The 18,158-nt window shown below is 42.2% G+C and carries 18 protein-coding genes and 1 pseudogene; 17 read left to right on the top strand and 2 right to left on the bottom strand.

Annotation, left to right across the window (positions count from 1 at the left end; all coding sequences use genetic code 11):
• Window positions 1-56: 56 nt before the first annotated feature.
• Window positions 57-797 carry an amino acid ABC transporter ATP-binding protein gene (locus HMPREF2918_RS06010; protein ID WP_003007564.1) on the bottom strand — a complete coding sequence of 247 codons (741 nt, stop codon included), beginning with the start codon at window positions 795-797 and terminating at the stop codon, window positions 57-59.
• The gene (locus HMPREF2918_RS06005; protein WP_049517815.1) at window positions 797-2,977 is read right to left on the bottom strand and encodes an amino acid ABC transporter substrate-binding protein/permease; all 2,181 of its coding nucleotides are present in this window, start codon (window positions 2,975-2,977) and stop codon (window positions 797-799) included. The genes HMPREF2918_RS06010 and HMPREF2918_RS06005 overlap by 1 nt, the downstream gene beginning before the upstream one ends.
• Before the next feature lie 263 nt (window positions 2,978-3,240).
• Here HMPREF2918_RS06005 and HMPREF2918_RS11795 point away from each other — a divergent pair, with 263 nt between their 5' ends.
• The 17 genes and pseudogenes from HMPREF2918_RS11795 (at window position 3,241) to HMPREF2918_RS05920 (ending at window position 18,126) form a co-directional block, all read left to right on the top strand.
• The gene (locus HMPREF2918_RS11795; protein ID WP_176745988.1) at window positions 3,241-4,197 is read left to right on the top strand and encodes a CPBP family intramembrane glutamic endopeptidase; all 957 of its coding nucleotides are present in this window, start codon (window positions 3,241-3,243) and stop codon (window positions 4,195-4,197) included.
• Between the two features lie 132 nt (window positions 4,198-4,329).
• Entirely contained in the window at window positions 4,330-6,318 is a 1,989-nt protein-coding gene (uvrB, locus tag HMPREF2918_RS05995; RefSeq protein ID WP_070594868.1) for an excinuclease ABC subunit UvrB, read from the top strand.
• A 13-nt stretch (window positions 6,319-6,331) separates the two neighbouring features.
• On the top strand, window positions 6,332-6,829 hold the full coding sequence (locus HMPREF2918_RS05990) for a GNAT family N-acetyltransferase (RefSeq protein WP_070594867.1): 498 nt from the start codon (window positions 6,332-6,334) through the stop codon (window positions 6,827-6,829).
• Window positions 6,830-6,922: 93 nt separating this feature from the next.
• Window positions 6,923-7,546, top strand: a complete 624-nt coding sequence (locus tag HMPREF2918_RS05985; protein WP_070594866.1) for an NAD(P)H-dependent oxidoreductase — start codon at window positions 6,923-6,925, stop codon at window positions 7,544-7,546.
• A 498-nt stretch (window positions 7,547-8,044) separates the two neighbouring features.
• Entirely contained in the window at window positions 8,045-8,476 is a 432-nt protein-coding gene (locus tag HMPREF2918_RS05975) for a hypothetical protein (RefSeq protein WP_070588933.1), read from the top strand.
• 26 nt (window positions 8,477-8,502) lie between these two features.
• Complete coding sequence (locus tag HMPREF2918_RS05970) at window positions 8,503-8,970, top strand: 8-oxo-dGTP diphosphatase (protein WP_070588934.1); 468 nt, start codon at window positions 8,503-8,505, stop codon at window positions 8,968-8,970.
• Between the two features lie 154 nt (window positions 8,971-9,124).
• Entirely contained in the window at window positions 9,125-9,265 is a 141-nt protein-coding gene (locus HMPREF2918_RS11365) for a hypothetical protein (RefSeq protein ID WP_003001697.1), read from the top strand.
• Window positions 9,262-9,966 (top strand): annotated as a pseudogene (locus tag HMPREF2918_RS05965) (ATP-binding cassette domain-containing protein). The gene HMPREF2918_RS11365 and the pseudogene HMPREF2918_RS05965 overlap by 4 nt, the downstream one beginning before the upstream one ends.
• 3 nt (window positions 9,967-9,969) lie before the next feature.
• Complete coding sequence (locus HMPREF2918_RS05960) at window positions 9,970-11,067, top strand: hypothetical protein (protein ID WP_070594865.1); 1,098 nt, start codon at window positions 9,970-9,972, stop codon at window positions 11,065-11,067.
• 83 nt (window positions 11,068-11,150) lie between these two features.
• Entirely contained in the window at window positions 11,151-11,555 is a 405-nt protein-coding gene (locus tag HMPREF2918_RS05955; protein WP_003016342.1) for a PaaI family thioesterase, read from the top strand.
• Window positions 11,530-12,282, top strand: a complete 753-nt coding sequence (locus HMPREF2918_RS05950; protein ID WP_070594864.1) for an HAD family hydrolase — start codon at window positions 11,530-11,532, stop codon at window positions 12,280-12,282. The genes HMPREF2918_RS05955 and HMPREF2918_RS05950 overlap by 26 nt, the downstream gene beginning before the upstream one ends.
• A gap of 128 nt (window positions 12,283-12,410) precedes the next feature.
• Window positions 12,411-12,746 carry a zinc ribbon domain-containing protein YjdM gene (locus tag HMPREF2918_RS05945; RefSeq protein ID WP_070594863.1) on the top strand — a complete coding sequence of 112 codons (336 nt, stop codon included), beginning with the start codon at window positions 12,411-12,413 and terminating at the stop codon, window positions 12,744-12,746.
• Window positions 12,747-12,790: 44 nt separating this feature from the next.
• The gene (locus tag HMPREF2918_RS05940; protein ID WP_070594862.1) at window positions 12,791-13,426 is read left to right on the top strand and encodes a Pr6Pr family membrane protein; all 636 of its coding nucleotides are present in this window, start codon (window positions 12,791-12,793) and stop codon (window positions 13,424-13,426) included.
• Between the two features lie 262 nt (window positions 13,427-13,688).
• Window positions 13,689-14,207, top strand: coding sequence for a bifunctional pyr operon transcriptional regulator/uracil phosphoribosyltransferase PyrR (gene pyrR, locus HMPREF2918_RS05935; protein ID WP_003001719.1), 519 nt, complete (start codon window positions 13,689-13,691; stop codon window positions 14,205-14,207).
• Window positions 14,208-14,253: 46 nt separating this feature from the next.
• Window positions 14,254-15,177: an aspartate carbamoyltransferase catalytic subunit gene (locus HMPREF2918_RS05930; RefSeq protein WP_003001617.1), complete on the top strand. Its 924-nt coding sequence runs from the start codon at window positions 14,254-14,256 to the stop codon at window positions 15,175-15,177.
• A gap of 124 nt (window positions 15,178-15,301) precedes the next feature.
• The gene (locus tag HMPREF2918_RS05925; protein ID WP_070594861.1) at window positions 15,302-16,393 is read left to right on the top strand and encodes a carbamoyl phosphate synthase small subunit; all 1,092 of its coding nucleotides are present in this window, start codon (window positions 15,302-15,304) and stop codon (window positions 16,391-16,393) included.
• Window positions 16,390-18,126, top strand: a complete 1,737-nt coding sequence (locus HMPREF2918_RS05920) for an ATP-binding protein (RefSeq protein WP_070594860.1) — start codon at window positions 16,390-16,392, stop codon at window positions 18,124-18,126. The genes HMPREF2918_RS05925 and HMPREF2918_RS05920 overlap by 4 nt, the downstream gene beginning before the upstream one ends.
• Window positions 18,127-18,158: the final 32 nt, after the last annotated feature.

Here is an 18,158-nt window from a genome sequence, read left to right as displayed (position 1 = left end):
AAAAAAGCATCTAGCAAAATTGCTAGATGCTTCAGGAACCACTCGTTTTTATCATTTTAAACGTTTAAAACCTTATCCAAGAATTCTTTCAAGCGTGGGTGTTGTGGGTTGTCGAAGATTTGGTCTGGTTTGCCGTCTTCGAGGAATTCACCGTCTGCTGTGAAGATGACGCGGTTGGCTACTTGGCGGGCAAATCCCATCTCGTGGGTAACGATGATCATGGTCATGCCTTGCTCTGCCAACTCTTTCATAACGTTCAATACATCTCCAACCATCTCAGGGTCAAGGGCAGAAGTAGGTTCGTCAAAGAGCATAATATCTGGATTCATGGCGAGTCCACGGGCAATGGCCACACGTTGTTTTTGACCACCGGAAAGGCTGTTCGGATTGGCATCGGCTTTATCTGCGAGTCCAACTTTTTCCAACAATTCCATTCCGACTTTTTGAGCTTCTTCACGGGTCATCAGTTTGTGCTCTACTGGCGCAAACATAATGTTTTCAAGGACGCTCATGTGAGGGAAAAGGTTGAAGTGTTGGAAAACCATCCCGATATTTTCACGGACCAAATCAACATTGGTTTTTGGATCGGTTAGATCATATCCATTTACGGTAATTTGACCTTTTGTCACTTCTTCGAGGAGATTGAGACTACGAAGGAAGGTCGATTTACCAGAACCGGACGGTCCAATAATGCAGACCACATCCCCTTCGTAGAATTTTGTTGAGATTCCTTTTAAGACCTCATTTTCACCATAGTATTTGTGGAGGTCATGGACATCAATTTTTAATTTAGCCATTAGTTAACCTTCTTTTCTAATTTTTTTGCGAATCGTGTTAGCAAGGTGATAATCACGAGGTAGAAGACGGCAAGGATCGCATACATTTTGAAACTTTGGTAGTTTCGAGCAATGATGATCTTACCAGTTTGGAAGAGTTCTACCAATCCGATCGCAGAAACGATAGTCGTATCTTTCAGGGCAATGACGAATTGGTTAACAAAGTTTGGAAGCATGAGTTTGGTTGCTTGTGGCAAGATGATCTTACGCATGGTCTTGCCATAGGAGATTCCTAGGCTTCGGCTGGCTTCCATCTGTCCAATCGGTACAGCTTGGATCCCCCCACGAACAATTTCTGCAATATAGGCAGCAGCATTGAGGGAGAGGGCGATGGTACCTGCAACAAAGTCGTTGATTGGGGATTGATGACCTGTGACCGATTCAATCAAGTTTGGAATTCCCCAGAAGATGAAGGCAGCAAGGATCATCAATGGGATCCCACGAATAACATCGACAAAGATTTCTGCTGTCCAGCGGAGCCATTTATAAGGGCTAACACTAAACATCCCAAAGATAACACCGATCACCATAGCAATCGCGAAAGAGAGAAGTGCAAGGGCTAGAGTCACACCCAAACCACTTAACAATTGTTTGTAATTGTTTTGGAGCAAGCCCCAAATCGTTGTTTCATCTACAGCTGTACTTGAAGTAGATTTGCTATCTGATTTAAGGTATTTATCAAGAATCTTTTGGTATTGGCCACTTTTCTTCAAGTTTGCAAGCCCGTTATTGAACATTTCGATCAATTCAGGATTTTCTCCTTTTTTAACGGCAAATGCTAGTTGACCACTTGGAGTACCTTCGATAGGTGTTTTGAATTTACGTCCTTGTTTAATAGCGTATTTGATAACAGGTTCGTCATCCATGATCGCCGCAACAGAACCAGAATTCAAACTATCATACATAGAAGCTCCGTCAGAGAACGTTTTGATCTTGTAACCATATTTCTTTTGGTTTTCTTCAAGGAAGTTTTGTGAGGAAGTACCGTTTTTAACACCGACTGTCTTTCCTTTAAGGTCATCATAAGAATCAATCTTGCTACTTTCTTGAACGGCTAGAATAGAATTGGCCGTGTAGTATGGTTCAGAAAAATCAAATGTTTCTTTCCGAGCATCTGTAACAGTCATCCCTGCGATCATTCCTTGCGCATGGCCGGATTGAACATCACTTACCGCAGCATCAAATCCAGGATTGTCAATCTCGATGGTAAATCCTTGGTCTTTAGCAATAGCCTTGATCAAGTCCATATCGATTCCTGTGTATTTGTTTTTTCCATTTTGGAAGACAAATGGTGCAAAGGAAGAATCACTTGAAATGCTATATTTTGATTTTTTAGGAGTTGCTTTTTGACCAGCAGGAGTAGTGGTTTCTGGAACGGCACTGTTACTTGATGATTGGCTTTCACCTGTCCATTTTTTGATAATCTCATCAAGTGTTCCATCAGCTTTCATTTGAGCGAGAGCCTTGTTAAATTCAGTGATCAACTTTTCATGATTTCCACCTTTTTTAACACCAAAGGCAAAGCCACCAACTGCTTCCCCATCCATATTGATAGCTAGATCCTGACCCTTTTGAATGGCATATTGAATGACGGGTTGATCATCCATGACTGCATCCACTGCACCAGCTGATAAACTGTTGTACATGAGATCACCCGTATCAAAAGTCTTGATCTTGTAGCCGTATTTGTCCTTGTTTTTATCGAGGAAGCGTTGGGCTGCAGTTCCGTTTTTGACACCGACTGTCTTCCCTTTTAATTGGCTGTACTTAGTGATTTTGTCAGCTTTTTTAGTCGCAATGACAACTTTTGTATCGTAGTAAGTATCAGACATGGTGAAGACTTTTTCACGTTCTGTTGTTTTGGTCATCCCTGCCATGATGGCATCCGCTTGACCAGCTTGAACTGCATTGACCGCTGCATCAAATCCCGGGAAGGATTTGTCCAAATCCCAGCCATTGATTTCAGCGACCTTGTCCAAGATTTCTACGTCAATTCCTTTATAGGTTTGATCTGAATCCTTAAATTCAAACGGTGCATATGCTGTGTCGAAAACGACCTTGATCGTTTCAGCATGAGCATGACCAGCGAATGCAACGAAAGGAAATAAGAAAAGCAAACATGCTAGTAATTTTTTCTTCATTTCTGTCTCCTTATAAATTCTTTTCTCTTTTGGGTTTTGACCCATGAGCACATTGACCAAAGGATGGCCTTAAAAAAACAAATCATCCATACCAAATCGAGTATGAATGGCCTTATGTTTTTCTACAAAAGCTATTATATCAGAAAATAGTTTGCTTTGCAAGAAAAATCGAGTTTTCATGTTAGGTTTTATAACATGAGACGATATTGCAGCTCTAGATTTTCTTTGCTACAATGGAACTATCAGATAAATGGAGGTTGATCATGAAGAAAGGAAAGATGATTCAGGATATAAAAACTAACACCCCATGGCCAGTTCTTATTTCTATACTATTCTATGTATTATTAGCATTCCTCTTTATAGAAGGAGGACTTTGGATTGGTAGTGAACTTGTGGGGCCATTTTCCTTAGTGATCGGTTTTCTAGTGGACTTCTTTTCACCAGGAAATGGGATAGCAAGTATTCAAGAATTTTTCTACCATTATCTTCTCTATTATGAGCTTTTCAGTTTTGTAATCATACTATTTCTCTTTATTTTTTGGGTGAAGGTCATAGAGAAGAATGCTTTATCAAGCTTAGGCTTTCTAAAAAGAAATTGGCTTAAGTATCTAGGTTGGGGAATCATGATTTCACTTGTTCAAATGGGAGTGATCGCGCTTGTCTACCAAGTAAGTGGAATTGGGTCTTTTGAGCTTAATGAATTAAGTTTAGAACCCCTCCTCTTTATCCTCGGCTTATTCCCATTTTGGCTTCTCCAAGGGGGGACGGAAGAAGTGGCCACACGAGGTTGGCTCCTGACTCGGATTGCTGCAAGAACTAATCTGCCTTTAGCGATCGTGATTTCTAGTAGTCTCTTTGGCATTCTGCATATGGGTAATGCAGGAGTAACCTTCTTATCCGTTCTGAATATCATCCTTGATGGGGTGCTAGCTGGTCTGCTTTTTATCTACACCGATAGTATCTGGCTAGTGGTCGCTCAACACGGCACTTGGAACTATGTACAAGGAAATCTCCTTGGTTTTCAAGTCAGTGGCACAGGCGCAGATGCGTCTATCTTTAGCTTTACCATGGGATCTGGACCCGACTGGTTGACCGGAGGGACATTTGGAGCAGAAGGATCAATCATTACCACTTTGGTTCTTCTTGTATCCCTAGTGATTGTTTATCGCTTAGGGGAAAGGAAAGAAAGAGTTGATAATGAACTAGTGTGTCATGACTGATAGGAAATGATGATGAAAATGAAGACCGGTACTTGAGCTGGTCTTTTTCTATGTGAGGATTCTCTCCTCAAAAGTCAGAGAAATATCATCTATTATGGTAAAATAAGGGAAGTATAACCAAAGGAAGAAAGTATGATTAATCGAGTAACAGATAATAAATTTAAACTAGTATCGAAATACCAACCGTCTGGGGATCAACCGCAGGCGATTGAACAGTTGGTGGATAACATCGAGGGTGGTGAGAAGGCGCAAATCCTGATGGGGGCGACTGGTACGGGGAAGACCTATACCATGAGTCAGGTCATCGCCCAAGTCAATAAACCGACCCTGGTCATCGCCCATAATAAAACCCTAGCAGGTCAGCTCTATGGGGAGTTCAAGGAATTCTTTCCAGAGAATGCGGTTGAGTACTTCGTATCTTACTATGATTATTACCAGCCAGAAGCCTATGTGCCATCGAGCGACACCTATATCGAAAAAGATAGCTCGGTCAATGATGAGATTGATAAGCTTCGTCACTCCGCGACATCAGCCCTCTTAGAGCGCAATGATGTGATCGTTGTTGCTTCTGTCTCTTGTATTTATGGTTTGGGTTCGCCGAAGGAATATGCCGATAGCGTGGTCAGCTTACGCCCCGGTCTGGAAATTTCTCGTGATCGTCTGCTCAATGACCTGGTGGACATCCAGTTTGAGCGCAATGACATCGACTTTCAACGGGGGAAATTCCGTGTTCGGGGAGATGTGGTCGAGATTTTCCCAGCTTCGCGCGATGAACATGCCTTTCGGGTGGAGTTCTTTGGAGACGAGATTGAGCGGATTCGTGAGATTGAAGCTCTGACAGGCCAGGTTCTGGGAGATGTGGACCACTTGGCCATTTTCCCAGCCACTCACTTCGTGACCAATGACGACCATATGGAAGTAGCGATTGCCAAGATTCAGGCGGAACTAGAAGAGCAGTTGAAGGTCTTTGAAAAAGAAGGCAAGCTCTTAGAAGCTCAACGCTTAAAACAACGGACGGAGTATGACATTGAAATGCTACGAGAGATGGGCTACACCAATGGTGTCGAAAACTACTCTCGTCACATGGATGGACGGAGTGAAGGTGAGCCTCCATACACCCTTCTTGACTTCTTCCCAGAAGATTTTCTCATTATGATCGATGAAAGTCACATGACCATGGGACAGATCAAGGGCATGTACAATGGAGACCGCTCACGCAAGGAAATGCTGGTCAACTATGGTTTCCGTTTGCCGTCTGCCTTGGATAACCGGCCACTACGTCGTGAGGAGTTTGAAAGCCATGTCCACCAGATCGTCTATGTGTCTGCGACACCGGGTGATTATGAGATGGAACAAACCGATACCGTCATCGAGCAGATCATTCGTCCGACGGGTCTACTCGATCCTGAGGTGGAAGTGCGTCCGACCATGGGACAAATGGACGATCTCTTGGGTGAGATCAATGCGCGTGTAGAACGGGGAGAGCGGACCTTTGTCACCACCCTGACCAAGAAGATGGCAGAAGACTTGACCGACTACTTTAAAGAAATGGGTGTCAAGGTCAAATACATGCACTCGGACATTAAGACCTTGGAGCGGACAGAAATCATCCGTGATTTGCGTCTGGGTGTTTTTGATGTCTTGGTCGGAATCAACCTGCTTCGGGAAGGGATAGACGTACCAGAAGTTAGTCTGGTGGCCATTCTCGATGCGGATAAGGAAGGTTTCCTCCGCAATGAACGCGGACTGATCCAGACCATCGGGCGTGCAGCCCGTAATAGTGAGGGTCACGTGATTATGTATGCGGACACCATGACCCAGTCTATGCAACGTGCGATCGATGAAACGGCCCGCCGTCGTCAGATTCAAATGGCCTATAATGAAGAGCATGGAATAGTCCCACAAACCATTAAGAAGGAAATCCGTGATCTCATCTCTGTTACCAAGGCTGTGGCTAAGGAAGAGGACAAGGAAGTGGATATCACCAGCCTCAACCGCCAAGAGCGCAAGGAACTGGTCAAGAAACTGCAAGGCCAAATGCAAGAAGCCGTCGAATTGCTTGATTTTGAGTTGGCAGCACAGATCCGCGATATGATGTTGGAAGTGAAGGCCTTGGATTAGAAAGGAGGGAAGAATGAAGATTATCATTAAAACAATGGAAACTCCTGAAGAGATAGAAGGAAAATCTCTCGTTCATTGGCAAACGTGGAGAGAGGCTTATGACAATCTTTTACCCGCGGAATATCAGGAGACGATGACATTAGATAGATGTCGTTTCTTTAGTCAAAAGTATCCAGAAAATACCTTGATTGCGATGGATGGAAAGAAGGTCGTTGGATTTATCAGCTATGGAAATTTTTGTGATGAAGCCATTCAAGCTGGTGAAATCATCGCCTTATATGTTTTAAAAGATTACTATGGAAAAGGTGTGAGTAAACAGTTAATGCATGCTGCATTTGCTGCTCTCGATCATTTCTCTGAAATTTATTTATGGGTTTTGAAAGATAATAAGCGAGCCATTGCTTTCTATCAAAAAATGGGTTTTACTTTTGATGGTCAAGAAAAAATACTTGAACTTGGAAAACCTGTTAAGGAGTTGCGGATGATGTGTTCTTCAAATAATAATTCTTAAAGAACGTATCTATCAATCTTTGAATCATTATCAATTAATCAAGTAAAAAAATAAAAGAGATAGAATGAACTAAAGAAATGAAGGAGAAGTCGAATGAAAATTCTAGTCATCAATGGGCATCCAGATAAGGAAAGTTACTGTCAGGCTATTTTTCAAACCATTGTCGAAACTATTGACTCAAATCACCACGAGCTTAAAGTGATCAATCTCAATGAAGAGGACTTTGATCCTGTCCTTCGCTATGGTTATCGAAAGCGGATGGAGGAAGATTCCTTTATCCTTCGTTCTCAAGAATGGATCCAATGGGCAGATCATTTCATCTTTGTTTATCCTATCTGGTGGAGTAGTATGCCGAGCCTTATGAAAGGATGGATTGATCGGGTCTTTACACCGGGGATTGCCTACTCGGCTAATGATCAGGGGAGCTTTATCTGGAATTACCTGAGAGGCAAGCAATTCAAGAAGTTGCTAAAAGGGAAAACGGCCAGTATTTATGCGACCTCCATGGCGCCTACTTGGTGGTATAAGATCTTTTCAGGTCCTCTCAACATTCCGGATAGTTATGGCATCTCTGTTTTGAAAAATGCCGTCTTGAACCACTGTGGGATTAAAACCAAACGCGTGTGTATCTTGGGAGAGGTTGGACGGGATGTGAACACTGCTAGCATGCGGGAACAGCATCTCCAAAAGGTCGCAGCAGAAGTGAAGAAACTCTGATCCTGTCCTTGTCTTTGTTGGACATTTCTAGGCAAGCGGTTGTATTCTTAACGGATGTTGGATAAAATAGAATTAAAATCCATGGGAAATAGGGGAAATAAATATGTTGCTGTTTATGTATATGATCTATGTCATCTATTTCATTTCAAAACTGAAAAAAGAAGATAAAAGAGTCTCTCTATTTACGAAGATTGTTGTTTATGGTTTATTGGTTTTATCATTGATTAAGATCTATTTCGGCATAGTGGCATTTATATTTTCCCCTTTACCACTAATTGGTTCAATAGTTTCTTTAGCTCTTGGTGGTATGAGATTGGTTCTTAAAATAGTTATAGCACTTAGCTTACTTTTATTATCGCTAAGTCTATTCTTAGACAGCAAAAAAAATGATCCGGATACGCCCCTTATAGAACATTGGCTCCGGTTAGGTTATCATATTCTGTTGATGTTACTTTAGGAGATCCAGTTTAAACCAATTACTAAGAAAGAGAGATCAACATGAGAAAGTATCGGAACCTGTTTCGAATCTTGTATCTGATTTTGTTGCTTTTTGTTTTTGCTAACTTCCTTTTGGACTTCAATGGTTGTGCCTTTACGCCGCTCCTCTGGAATCCCTGGTTGTATCTAGGGGCTGTGACTATTCTATGTCACAGCTGGTATCGCTTCTATCGAAAACATGCACCAAATTGGAAGAATCTTGTGAGTGTTCTCTTGAGTCTCTTTGCTAGCCTGATCCTAGCATTTTTCATTGAGTTGCTTTTTACCTTTGATGGCCATGGTCCGGTAACGATTCACTCGGAATATTATTTAAAAGAGAAGTCAATTGTCTTTCAGAGAGGCTCTTTTTTGGATGCCTATGATGAATACCATGAGCTGGTAAATCCCTTTGTGATGAAAAAAGAGATAAAGAAAAAAATTTATATTGATTAATTGTCAATATCATAGAAAGGAAATTTATGTCACGCGCAACATCTACTGTACTTACCAATCTTTGTTTGGTAGAAGATCCTACGAATGGAAAAGTAGTCCTCCAATACCGCTCACCTGAAAAGACTCACTGGGCTGGCCATGCTTTTCCAGGTGGCCATATCGAAGAAGGAGAAAGCCTTGTAGAATCCGTCATTCGTGAAGTCTACGAAGAGACAGGACTGACAATTGCAGATCCAAAACTGGTCGCAGTCAAAGACTGGGAGCCAGATGAGGGAGGCCGCTATATTGTCTTTTGCTACAAAGCGACAGAATTTACAGGCCAGCTCAGATCATCTGAAGAAGGAGAAGTTTCTTGGGTTGAGAAGGACCAATTAGAAAAGTTGGACTTGTCCTACGACATGCTTCCTCTGCTGGAAGTGATGGAAGACCCGGACTTGTCTGAGTTCTATTATCGCAAACGGACAGACGACGACTGGGAAAAATTAAGATTTTAAGCAAAGAGCTAGAGGTATCTAGCTTTTTTTGCTTGTAAGGTAAAAGAAGAAAGAATATTCCATTCGTGCTTGAATCTGCTCAGAAAAAGTACTATAGTATAAGCATAAAATACAATTGTAATCTTTCATACTGTGAATAGAAAGAAGGCAAGATATGAAATTACAATTTAGAATCCTTATAGGAATTTGCTTCTTGATCGGTGCCTTAGTCTTTGCCTTTCAAAAGGAATGGTTGTACGCTTTGCTGTTGCTTTTGGTTGGGGCTTCTTACCTATATAAAGGAGTGCGTCGATGAAGAGTGAGTGTTTAAACATCAAGGGGCTAAATGTTTGGTATAAAAAAGACAAGCCCGTTATAAAAGACACGAATCTGCTTGTACCCAATCATTCTGTAGTAGGGTTGATTGGTCGAAATGGAGCTGGGAAGACAACCTTGCTAAAAGCTTTAAGCAGTGTCTTTGATCATCGGCAGTATGCAGTTGAGTCTGTTACCATAGAAGATAAGGCGACCTCTTTTCATACGAATTTCTATAAGAGCCGTACCTATACAGTTTTTACTGAAAACAATAGTTTTTTAAACTGGGATTTTGTTCACTATTTTAATTTTGTCTGTCGTTTGTATCATCGAAAGAGAGATGAAAAGGTATTGTAGGACCTGATCTTAGGTTTTCATTTTGAAGAATTTCTCAACACCGATATCGGTAGTTTGTCAACGGGAAATAAGAAGAAAGTCTTCTTGATCACAGCTTTTTATCTCAAACCTCCCCTCCTTATTTTGGACGAACCATTTGATGGCCTTGATTTTGATGCGACAGAATTTCTATATGGTTTACTATTGCAGTATAAAGAAGAAGGCTCTATTCTGATGAGTTCGCATATCGCAGAGAGTATCGTTCGAGTCTGTGATACAGCTTATACTATTGAAGATGGTCACCTAGACGCGATCGAATCGAATTTAGAAGATTGGTTTCATGACGTCAATCGTCAAAGGGGGTAGAGCATGCTACTAGCAATTTTTAGAGATTTGGTATCCAAAAATCGGCTCTTTTTGTTCTTGACTTCCTTAGCATTTGCTCTTTATTACCATGTTGTTGGGGGCAAATTTTCTACGAGCTTTCAAGTCTTATTGATCAGTACGGCTATTGTCACTGCTCTATCAACCTTTCAATTGTTGTATTCCTACTTTTCGATGGACAGGGTCCAGGCCTATTACCAGCTTCCGTTGTCTCTCAATCGTTTCAAAGGTTCTTTTCTGACAGTAACCTTTCTTCTCAATTTGTTAGAGCGCGTGCTGTTATTGATCCTCTTTTTGGGAGTCAAGTTAGACCTGCCACAATCCTTTAAGCTTGTCCACCTATCTTTACTGGTGGTATTGAGTGTGTTTTATGTCTTTATCCAGTTCAATACAAGGCCCAGTTTTCTAGGAGGGGTGCTCATTTTTGTAACGACTGTTCTCACAGTATTTTCTTTATGGGTCCAACAAGTGTCCTATATGATCTTACTGTCAGCCCTCCTTGCTGTCTTAATTTTTAAAAATGAGGACCTGGTCGCGATTTCAAAAAATGATCAGTTGCTCGTCGCAAAGAGAAGAAGTGGCAATTATTTTTGGCTTTCCTTGTTTCAAGAGCGCTATTTTTCCATCAATTTTGTCTTTACTCTCATCTTCCTCCTTCTCATTCTGATACAGGATTATGATGCTCCTTTAAAAATCATCATTCTTTTAACGATGGCTTCTGTCAATACGCCATTAACCACCCTCATTTCCGCGGATAAAGATTTGATTGATCATGTTAAGTCACTTCCTAAGAGTCGGTTCTTTTACTTGATGTATTACCGTGTATTGCTGACTTATTTCTTAGCTGTGAATCTATTTGTTGCTCTATTATTAAAAATGGTGGTCATGCCTGACTTGGGGATTCTATTTTTACTAGGAGTCATGATTCTAGCAGTAGTGGAAGCTTTTTTGCACTTACTTATTGAAATCTATTTCCCTTTAAGAAAATGGAATTTAAAGAGGGAATGTTGGAAGCACCCAAGAAAATATATTGTGCCTAGTATCGTCTTCTTACTTAGTTGGAGTCTCCTTTTCTGCTTCTAAGGAATTGCCCCTTCGCTTGTATCTACTCCTTAATTGTAGTATGATAGAGGAGTTGAAAAGATGCTAGAAAAGGTGGCAAGTATATGAAAGATTTTCACTTTGATGCAATTGCTGCATTTGAAAATTACGAAATCGAAAAGATGAGAGATGGCCATGTAGTGGTGACAACCAAGGTCGTGGAATCCTCGCTCAATTATTATGGAAATGCGCACGGAGGCTATCTCTTTACCTTGTGTGACCAAGTCAGTGGTTTGGTCGTGGTTTCTCAAGGGGTCGATGGGGTGACCTTGCAATCCTCGATCAATTACTTGAAAGCAGGGCGTCTGGGGGATGTCCTTACGATCCATGGCGAATGCGTCCACAGTGGACGGACGACTAGAGTTGTGGATGTCGATATTACCAATCAAGACGGGGCCAATGTCTGCAAGGCAACCTTTACGATGTTTGTTACGGGAGTGAGAGATGAATCCGCACAAGTACGCATTTAAAAACTATATTTTTGATTTTTATGGAACCTTGGTCGACATCGAAACTGATGAGTCGAGTCCCATTTTATGGGATACCATGGCTCAGATCTACCAATCCTACGGGGCAAGCTACACAGGAGAAGGCTTGCGACTGCGTTATAAAGAGTTGGTGCAACAAGCTGAAGCAGAAATCGCCAAGGATAAGCAGGTTGCCTATCCAGAGATTGATCTGACGGTCATCTTTGTGCAATTGTATTTAGAAGGTCATCCAAGTGGAAACAGTGTTGCCCACCTCAAAGAGTGGGGACGCTTGATTGCGAGGACTTTCCGTATCCTTTCTCGCAAGCGGTTGGAGCTTTATCCTCACACGAAAGAAGTTTTAGAGGATATGAAAGCTGCAGGTTGCCGAATCTTTCTCTTATCCAATGCCCAAGCAGATTTTACCAATCCAGAGATTGATTTGGTTGGTTTGAGAGATCTATTCCATGACATTTACTTGTCCTCTGATGCAGGTATTCGTAAACCTCAGCCAGAGTTCCTCTTGGAAGTCATTAAAGAACACCAGTTGAACCCTGAGAAAACGGTCATGGTGGGGAATGACTTTACGACAGATGTCGCTGTTGCCCAAAGTATCGGGATGGAGAGTATCTTGATCAATACCTTCCCATACTCTGATGTTGAACTGCGAGAGCAGAATCAAGCAGGTGTGCGCGTGATTCGAGATATTCAAGAATTGCAGGAAGATTGAAAAATATTATCTATGTAGGGAGGCCAAGTCGCCTCCTTTTTTCTTGAAAATGCTACAGTCGAGCAGGATTTGTCAAATTTTCGCTTTCATGGTATACTATGAAAGTTAATTTGAATAAGGAGATAAAAATGAATAACTTACCAAACTGTCCAAAATGTAACTCTGAATACGTCTATGAAGATGGAGCGCTCTTGGTGTGCCCAGAGTGTGCGTATGAATGGAACCCAGCTGAGGTCGAAGAAGAAGAGAGTGTCGTAGCGATTGATGCCAACGGAAACAAATTGGCTGATGGCGATACAGTGACTTTGATCAAAGATTTGAAAGTGAAGGGTGCACCGAAAGATTTGAAACAAGGTACGCGCGTGAAAAATATCCGTATCGTGGAAGGAGACCACAACATCGATTGTAAGATTGATGGCTTTGGTGCAATGAAACTCAAATCAGAATTTGTGAAGAAAATCTAAAGATAAGAAGAAGGGCCTAGCCCCTTTTCTTTCAGGAGGATACTATGAAATTCAAACTATTATTTAGCTATCGTTTTCTATTGTTTATCTTAAGTGTACTCGGTGTTTATCTGCAACTGACCAAGCATGGTGGCTTTGGCATGATGCTCTATTACACCATTTTATCCAATATGTTGGTCATGTTCTTTATGGGAGACATGGTTTGGCGCATGGTTCGAGGTCGTTCGACCCAGACTCAGGGCTACCTTCGTATGAAAGGCGCAGTTACCATGTCCATTATGATCACCTGTGTCATCTACCACTTTATGTTGGCGCCTATTGCGACACCAGAGAAGTTTTATCGTTTGGAAAACTTCCTCTGTCATTACATCGTTCCTTTGATGTTCTTCTTTGATACTCTAGTGATTGATAAAGCCAAGCAATACCGTAAGCTCGATCCCTTCCTTTGGACCTCGATTCCCCTGGCTTACATGCTCTTTGCCCTTCTCAATGGATTGGTCTTGAAGTGGCCAATTCCAGGTGCAAAAGATAGTCCCTTTGCCTATTTCTTTATCAATGTTAATAAATACGGCTGGGCTTTTGTGGGCAAATGGGTGGTGATCATCTTTATCGCTTACCTCTTAGCTGGCTATGTGCTCTATGGGATTAAAAATATCAAGCGGAAATCGGCTGTTTCTTAGTAAAAGCCGAACATTATTCAGACGAAAAGTCATGTTTTTAAATTTTTTTGAAAAATGTTGAGTTTTTTCTTGCATGTCGTTTGAAACTGTGATATAGTTATCTCAATTAAATAAATCCTTTAATCCTGTCCCGTGAGGCAGGCAAGGAGACTGTGAAAAACAATGGCTAGGACCATAGGGCGAGACTCTATCCTCTTAGACCATTCATTTGCTGAACCTCCTTGAAAAAGGAGGTTTTTCTTTTACAACTAAGGAGGACTGAATGAAAACCAAAGAAGTCGTTGATGATTTGACGATGAAACGGGCCATTACCCGGATCACCTACGAAATCATTGAACGAAACAAAGATTTGAGCCAGATTGTGCTGGTGGGGATCAAGACGCGTGGTGTTTACATCGCTCGCCGGATCCAAGAACGCCTCTCTCAGCTGGAACAAATCGATGTCCCTGTAGCAGAACTAGATACCAAGCCTTTCCGAGATGACATGAAGGCGACTGAGGATACAACGGTCTTACCAGTTGATATCGCTCATAGAGAAGTCATTTTGATCGATGATGTCCTCTATACAGGTCGCACGATTCGAGCTGCCATTGACAATCTGGTCAGTCACGGTCGTCCTGCTCGAGTGAGTCTTGCGGTTCTAGTCGACCGTGGGCATCGGGAGTTGCCGATTCGTCCGGACTTTGTTGGGAAAAATATCCCGACAAGTAAGTCAGAGGAAATCATTGTCGAGATGGTGGAGCTAGACGGTCAAGACCGCGTCCTCATCAAAGAAGCTTAAACAAATTATAAACTATTTGCATTCACATTATAAAAGGAGAATCAACATGTCTGAAAATCAAATCGCTCTTAAAAACCTTGTCTCAATGGAAACTCTTACCAATGAAGAAGTAATGGCATTGATCAAACGTGGGATTGAGTTCAAAAACGGAGCTAAAGCATCCTACGAAGACCAACACATCATCTCAAACCTTTTCTTTGAACCTTCAACTCGTACCCACAAAGCCTTTGAAGTGGCAGAGTTGAAATTGGGATGTGATCTCCTTGACTTTGATGTGAAGACAAGTTCTGTGAACAAAGGGGAAACACTTTACGATACCATCTTGACCATGTCAGCTCTTGGAGTAGATGTCTGTGTCATCCGTCACCCTGAAGTGGACTACTACAAAGAATTGGTTGAAAGCCCAACGATCACAGCCTCTATCGTCAATGGTGGGGACGGTTCAGGTCAACACCCAAGTCAAAGCTTGCTTGATTTGATGACCATTTACCAAGAATTCGGTCACTTTGATGGCTTGAAAGTTTGTATCGCTGGGGACTTGGATCATTCACGTGTGGCAAAATCAAATATGCAAATCTTGAAACGTTTGGGAGCAACCCTTTACTTTGCAGGTCCAGACGAATGGAGAAGTGCGGAATTTGAAGACTATGGAAGTTTCGTCACTATCGATGAAGTCATTGAAGAAGTAGATGTGATGATGTTCTTGCGTGTGCAACACGAACGTCATGATTACGAATCACTCTTCTCTAAAGAAAACTACCACCGTCTTCATGGTTTGACTCAAGAACGTTATGACCGTATGAAAGATACAGCGATCTTGATGCACCCAGCACCAGTCAACCGTGACGTTGAAATTGCGGACCACTTGGTAGAAGCTCCTAAATCACGCATCGTAGAACAAATGACCAACGGTGTCTTTGTCCGTATGGCCATCATTGAAGCCGTCCTTAAAGGTCGCGGTGCAAAATAAGAAAACTGACAATTCATTGAAAGGAAAGAAAGAGGACAGAGTAGAGAGCTACATGGAATCTGACTTTCCTTTTTTTGAGGAACTATGATAAAATTGGATTAGTGTAAAAGAAGGGAGGGGTTCGATGAAACGATTATTGGTCCTAGAGGATGGGACTGTATTTGAAGGAGAAGCCTTTGGTGCAGACTTATATGTGACTGGTGAATTGGTCTTTACGACAGCCATGACAGGCTATCAAGAATTGATCACGGATCAGGCTTTTAGTGGCCAGATCCTCTCCTTTACCTTTCCAGTTATTGGCGCAACAGGGATCAATCGGGACGATTCTGAATCGATTACGCCCACTTGTTTAGCAGTAGTGGTTCAGCATCTGGTGGAGATGCCGAGCAATTGGCGGCAGCAGATGACCTTGGATGAATTCTTGAAGCGAAAAAAAATCCCTGGTATTGTAGGGATTGATACGAGACAGGTAGCAAAAATTGTCCGCAAGTATGGACGGATGAAGGCGACTGTCATTAACAAGGGGGATTCGATCGAGCATATCCTGGATCAGTTGCGAGCGACAGTGCTTCCCAAAAACCAAGTGCGTCAAGTCTCGACAAAAACAGCCTATGCTGTACCAGGTTTTGGAAAGAGTATTGCCTTGATTGATTTAGGTGTCAAACACTCTGTCTTACGCCAGCTGAGTCAAAGGGACTGTAATGTCACGGTCTATCCCTATGACATCTCTTATGATGAACTGATGGAACAGCAGCCCGATGGCGTTATTTTATCCAGTGGGCCTGGAGATCCCCATCAGGTGAAAAAACTCTGCCGCTTGATTCAAAAAATCAATGGTCAAATTCCGATTTGGGGCATGGGCTTGGGAGCACAGGTACTGGCTCAAGCTTATGGAGCGGAGCTAGCTCCCATGGAAGTTGGACACTTCGGATTAAATATTCCTGTTCGTGAAATTGCGACAGGAAAAATCGAGATAACGAGTCAAAATCATTTGTATAGTATTGCCAGAGATAGTCTGCCTCATGATTTATTGGTCACGCATGAAAACGTCAATGACCATAGTATCGAAGCTTTTCGCCATCGTTACCAACCGATTTTAGGGGTTCAATTCCAAGTGGATGCGAGTCCAGGGCCAAGGGAAAATCTCTATTTTTACGATGAATTTTTAGAATTGATTGATGCCAAAATTCACGAAAGTAGAAGGGAGAAGGAATGATGAAACAAAACCAGAAATTGCTTCTCCTATGTGGAGATTCTTATCAGGATATTAGCCTCTTGGCTGCGGTAAATGAAGCACAAAAGCTCAATGACAAGGACGGGAATGCTCTTGTCCTTTATCTGGGTGAAGAAAATGCTATCACACAGGAAGCTGGAGAACAGGTTGTAGTCAGTAAGCTCAAGTTGGATGCTCTTAGGACGACTCTTCTTTCCTATACAGGATCTCGTTTGCTCCTAACCTTTGCGGATAAACAGATTTTGAACCTCTTGTTTCGTTTGGAAGAAACTGGATTTTTCAAAGACGCATCGATTAGGATTATCGGACCGAGCCTCCAACGCTACCGGACCTTTTATCAGCAGGCGGATCAACGACGCCTCTTTCAAGAGTTGGGCTATCAGGTACCCGCTTCCGCACTAGTTGGTTCTGTTCGCGAAGCCATCGAGTTTTCTGAAGGCATTCAATTTCCTATTATGATCTGGCCGGTAGCGAGTAAGCAAGGGCAGGGGCGAAAGATTGCTCATAACCTGGATGACTTGTGCGAAGCAGTAGAAACAGGACTTTCAGTCTCTCCAAGTCAGCAGTGTTTGCTAGAATTTTCGACCTATGGCTTTAAGGAATTGGATTTTGTCGTCATGCGCGATCGCGAAGACAATCACTACCTGGCGGCCTCTATTGAAAGCATTGATCCTGTCGGGATCCACTCTAGTGACTCTTATCAATTTATGCCAGCGGTCACCCTGACTGACCGGGAGTTTCAAAATCTTCGTGAAGCAGCGATCCACATCAGTCGCTATTTGAAGCTGACAGGAGCCATTTCGATCAAGTTTGCTCTAGATCCGACGAGCTATGCTTTTTATATCCTAGAAGTTAATCCATTTGCTTCAGACAGTATCTCGCTGGCCTCAATGGGCTTGGGCTATTCCTTGTTTGAGCAAGGAGTTCAGCTGCAATTAGGGCGGTCTCTCGAGCATTTGCCTCATCCCCTATTAAAAGATCTAAAGGCTGTTTACGAACCGAGTTTGGATTATATTTTCTTTAAGATTCCGATTTTTTCTGATGCTGCTAAAAATGCCCGCCTCAATACCCAAATTCACTCTTATGGGGCAGTTTATGGATTTGGGAAGAGAATCGATGAGGCTTATCAACAAGCCCTAGAAACCATTAAAGATAAGAACTTGCTGACCATCCTTCCTGAGGAAATGAGCGATGATGAATTAATCCAGAAAATTGCTCGTCATATGCCCCACCGGCTCTTCTATATCTTAGAAGCTTTGAAACGTGGTTTTGAGTTTGAGGAACTCTTGGATTTGAGTAAATTAGCACCTGTCTATTTGCAGGTTCTAGCCAATCTTGTAGCGATGGAAAAAGAAGAAGTTGCAACAAGCCCAGCCTTTCTTCCGGTTGAGCCATCAGCTGGCTTATATGAGGTACAAGCGGGCGCATCCTATTATCTGACCCAAAACGGAACCAATGAATCATTGGCTTTGGACGCTGCTTGTGTCTTGGTGGATGATTTAGAAATCAGTGATGAGCGTTTTTACCAAAAGGTGAGAAAGCAAGTGAAAGAGCTGAAAGAAAAAGGACAACAGGTGATCTTACTCACGAATCGTCCTTTTACAGAATCTTTGGCAGATAAAGTCTACTATCTTCCGATCAATGAGACAAGCCTTCACCTGATTCAGACCATTGATCAGGTCAAAGATATTGTCAAGCTTTCTAATAGACAATAAAGGATCCGGACAATCTATCCGAATCCTTTTTT

This window comes from Streptococcus sp. HMSC065C01 (assembly GCF_001813525.1).
Taxonomy (GTDB): Bacteria; Bacillota; Bacilli; order Lactobacillales; family Streptococcaceae; genus Streptococcus; species Streptococcus parasanguinis_V.
The sequence above is the reverse complement of the archived record's forward strand: the minus strand, read 5'-3'. Positions and strand labels throughout refer to the sequence as shown.

What these genes read in the sequence shown, in the direction of transcription:
- HMPREF2918_RS06010 (WP_003007564.1), bottom strand. Translation starts at nt 797, where the DNA reads ATGGCTAAATTAAAAATTGATGTCCATGACCTCCACAAATACTATGGT.
- HMPREF2918_RS06005 (WP_049517815.1), bottom strand. Translation starts at nt 2,977, where the DNA reads ATGAAGAAAAAATTACTAGCATGTTTGCTTTTCTTATTTCCTTTCGTT.
- HMPREF2918_RS11795 (WP_176745988.1), top strand. Translation starts at nt 3,241, where the DNA reads ATGAAGAAAGGAAAGATGATTCAGGATATAAAAACTAACACCCCATGG.
- uvrB (WP_070594868.1), top strand. Translation starts at nt 4,330, where the DNA reads ATGATTAATCGAGTAACAGATAATAAATTTAAACTAGTATCGAAATAC.
- HMPREF2918_RS05990 (WP_070594867.1), top strand. Translation starts at nt 6,332, where the DNA reads ATGAAGATTATCATTAAAACAATGGAAACTCCTGAAGAGATAGAAGGA.
- HMPREF2918_RS05985 (WP_070594866.1), top strand. Translation starts at nt 6,923, where the DNA reads ATGAAAATTCTAGTCATCAATGGGCATCCAGATAAGGAAAGTTACTGT.
- HMPREF2918_RS05975 (WP_070588933.1), top strand. Translation starts at nt 8,045, where the DNA reads ATGAGAAAGTATCGGAACCTGTTTCGAATCTTGTATCTGATTTTGTTG.
- HMPREF2918_RS05970 (WP_070588934.1), top strand. Translation starts at nt 8,503, where the DNA reads ATGTCACGCGCAACATCTACTGTACTTACCAATCTTTGTTTGGTAGAA.
- HMPREF2918_RS11365 (WP_003001697.1), top strand. Translation starts at nt 9,125, where the DNA reads ATGAAATTACAATTTAGAATCCTTATAGGAATTTGCTTCTTGATCGGT.
- HMPREF2918_RS05960 (WP_070594865.1), top strand. Translation starts at nt 9,970, where the DNA reads ATGCTACTAGCAATTTTTAGAGATTTGGTATCCAAAAATCGGCTCTTT.
- HMPREF2918_RS05955 (WP_003016342.1), top strand. Translation starts at nt 11,151, where the DNA reads ATGAAAGATTTTCACTTTGATGCAATTGCTGCATTTGAAAATTACGAA.
- HMPREF2918_RS05950 (WP_070594864.1), top strand. Translation starts at nt 11,530, where the DNA reads ATGAATCCGCACAAGTACGCATTTAAAAACTATATTTTTGATTTTTAT.
- HMPREF2918_RS05945 (WP_070594863.1), top strand. Translation starts at nt 12,411, where the DNA reads ATGAATAACTTACCAAACTGTCCAAAATGTAACTCTGAATACGTCTAT.
- HMPREF2918_RS05940 (WP_070594862.1), top strand. Translation starts at nt 12,791, where the DNA reads ATGAAATTCAAACTATTATTTAGCTATCGTTTTCTATTGTTTATCTTA.
- pyrR (WP_003001719.1), top strand. Translation starts at nt 13,689, where the DNA reads ATGAAAACCAAAGAAGTCGTTGATGATTTGACGATGAAACGGGCCATT.
- HMPREF2918_RS05930 (WP_003001617.1), top strand. Translation starts at nt 14,254, where the DNA reads ATGTCTGAAAATCAAATCGCTCTTAAAAACCTTGTCTCAATGGAAACT.
- HMPREF2918_RS05925 (WP_070594861.1), top strand. Translation starts at nt 15,302, where the DNA reads ATGAAACGATTATTGGTCCTAGAGGATGGGACTGTATTTGAAGGAGAA.
- HMPREF2918_RS05920 (WP_070594860.1), top strand. Translation starts at nt 16,390, where the DNA reads ATGATGAAACAAAACCAGAAATTGCTTCTCCTATGTGGAGATTCTTAT.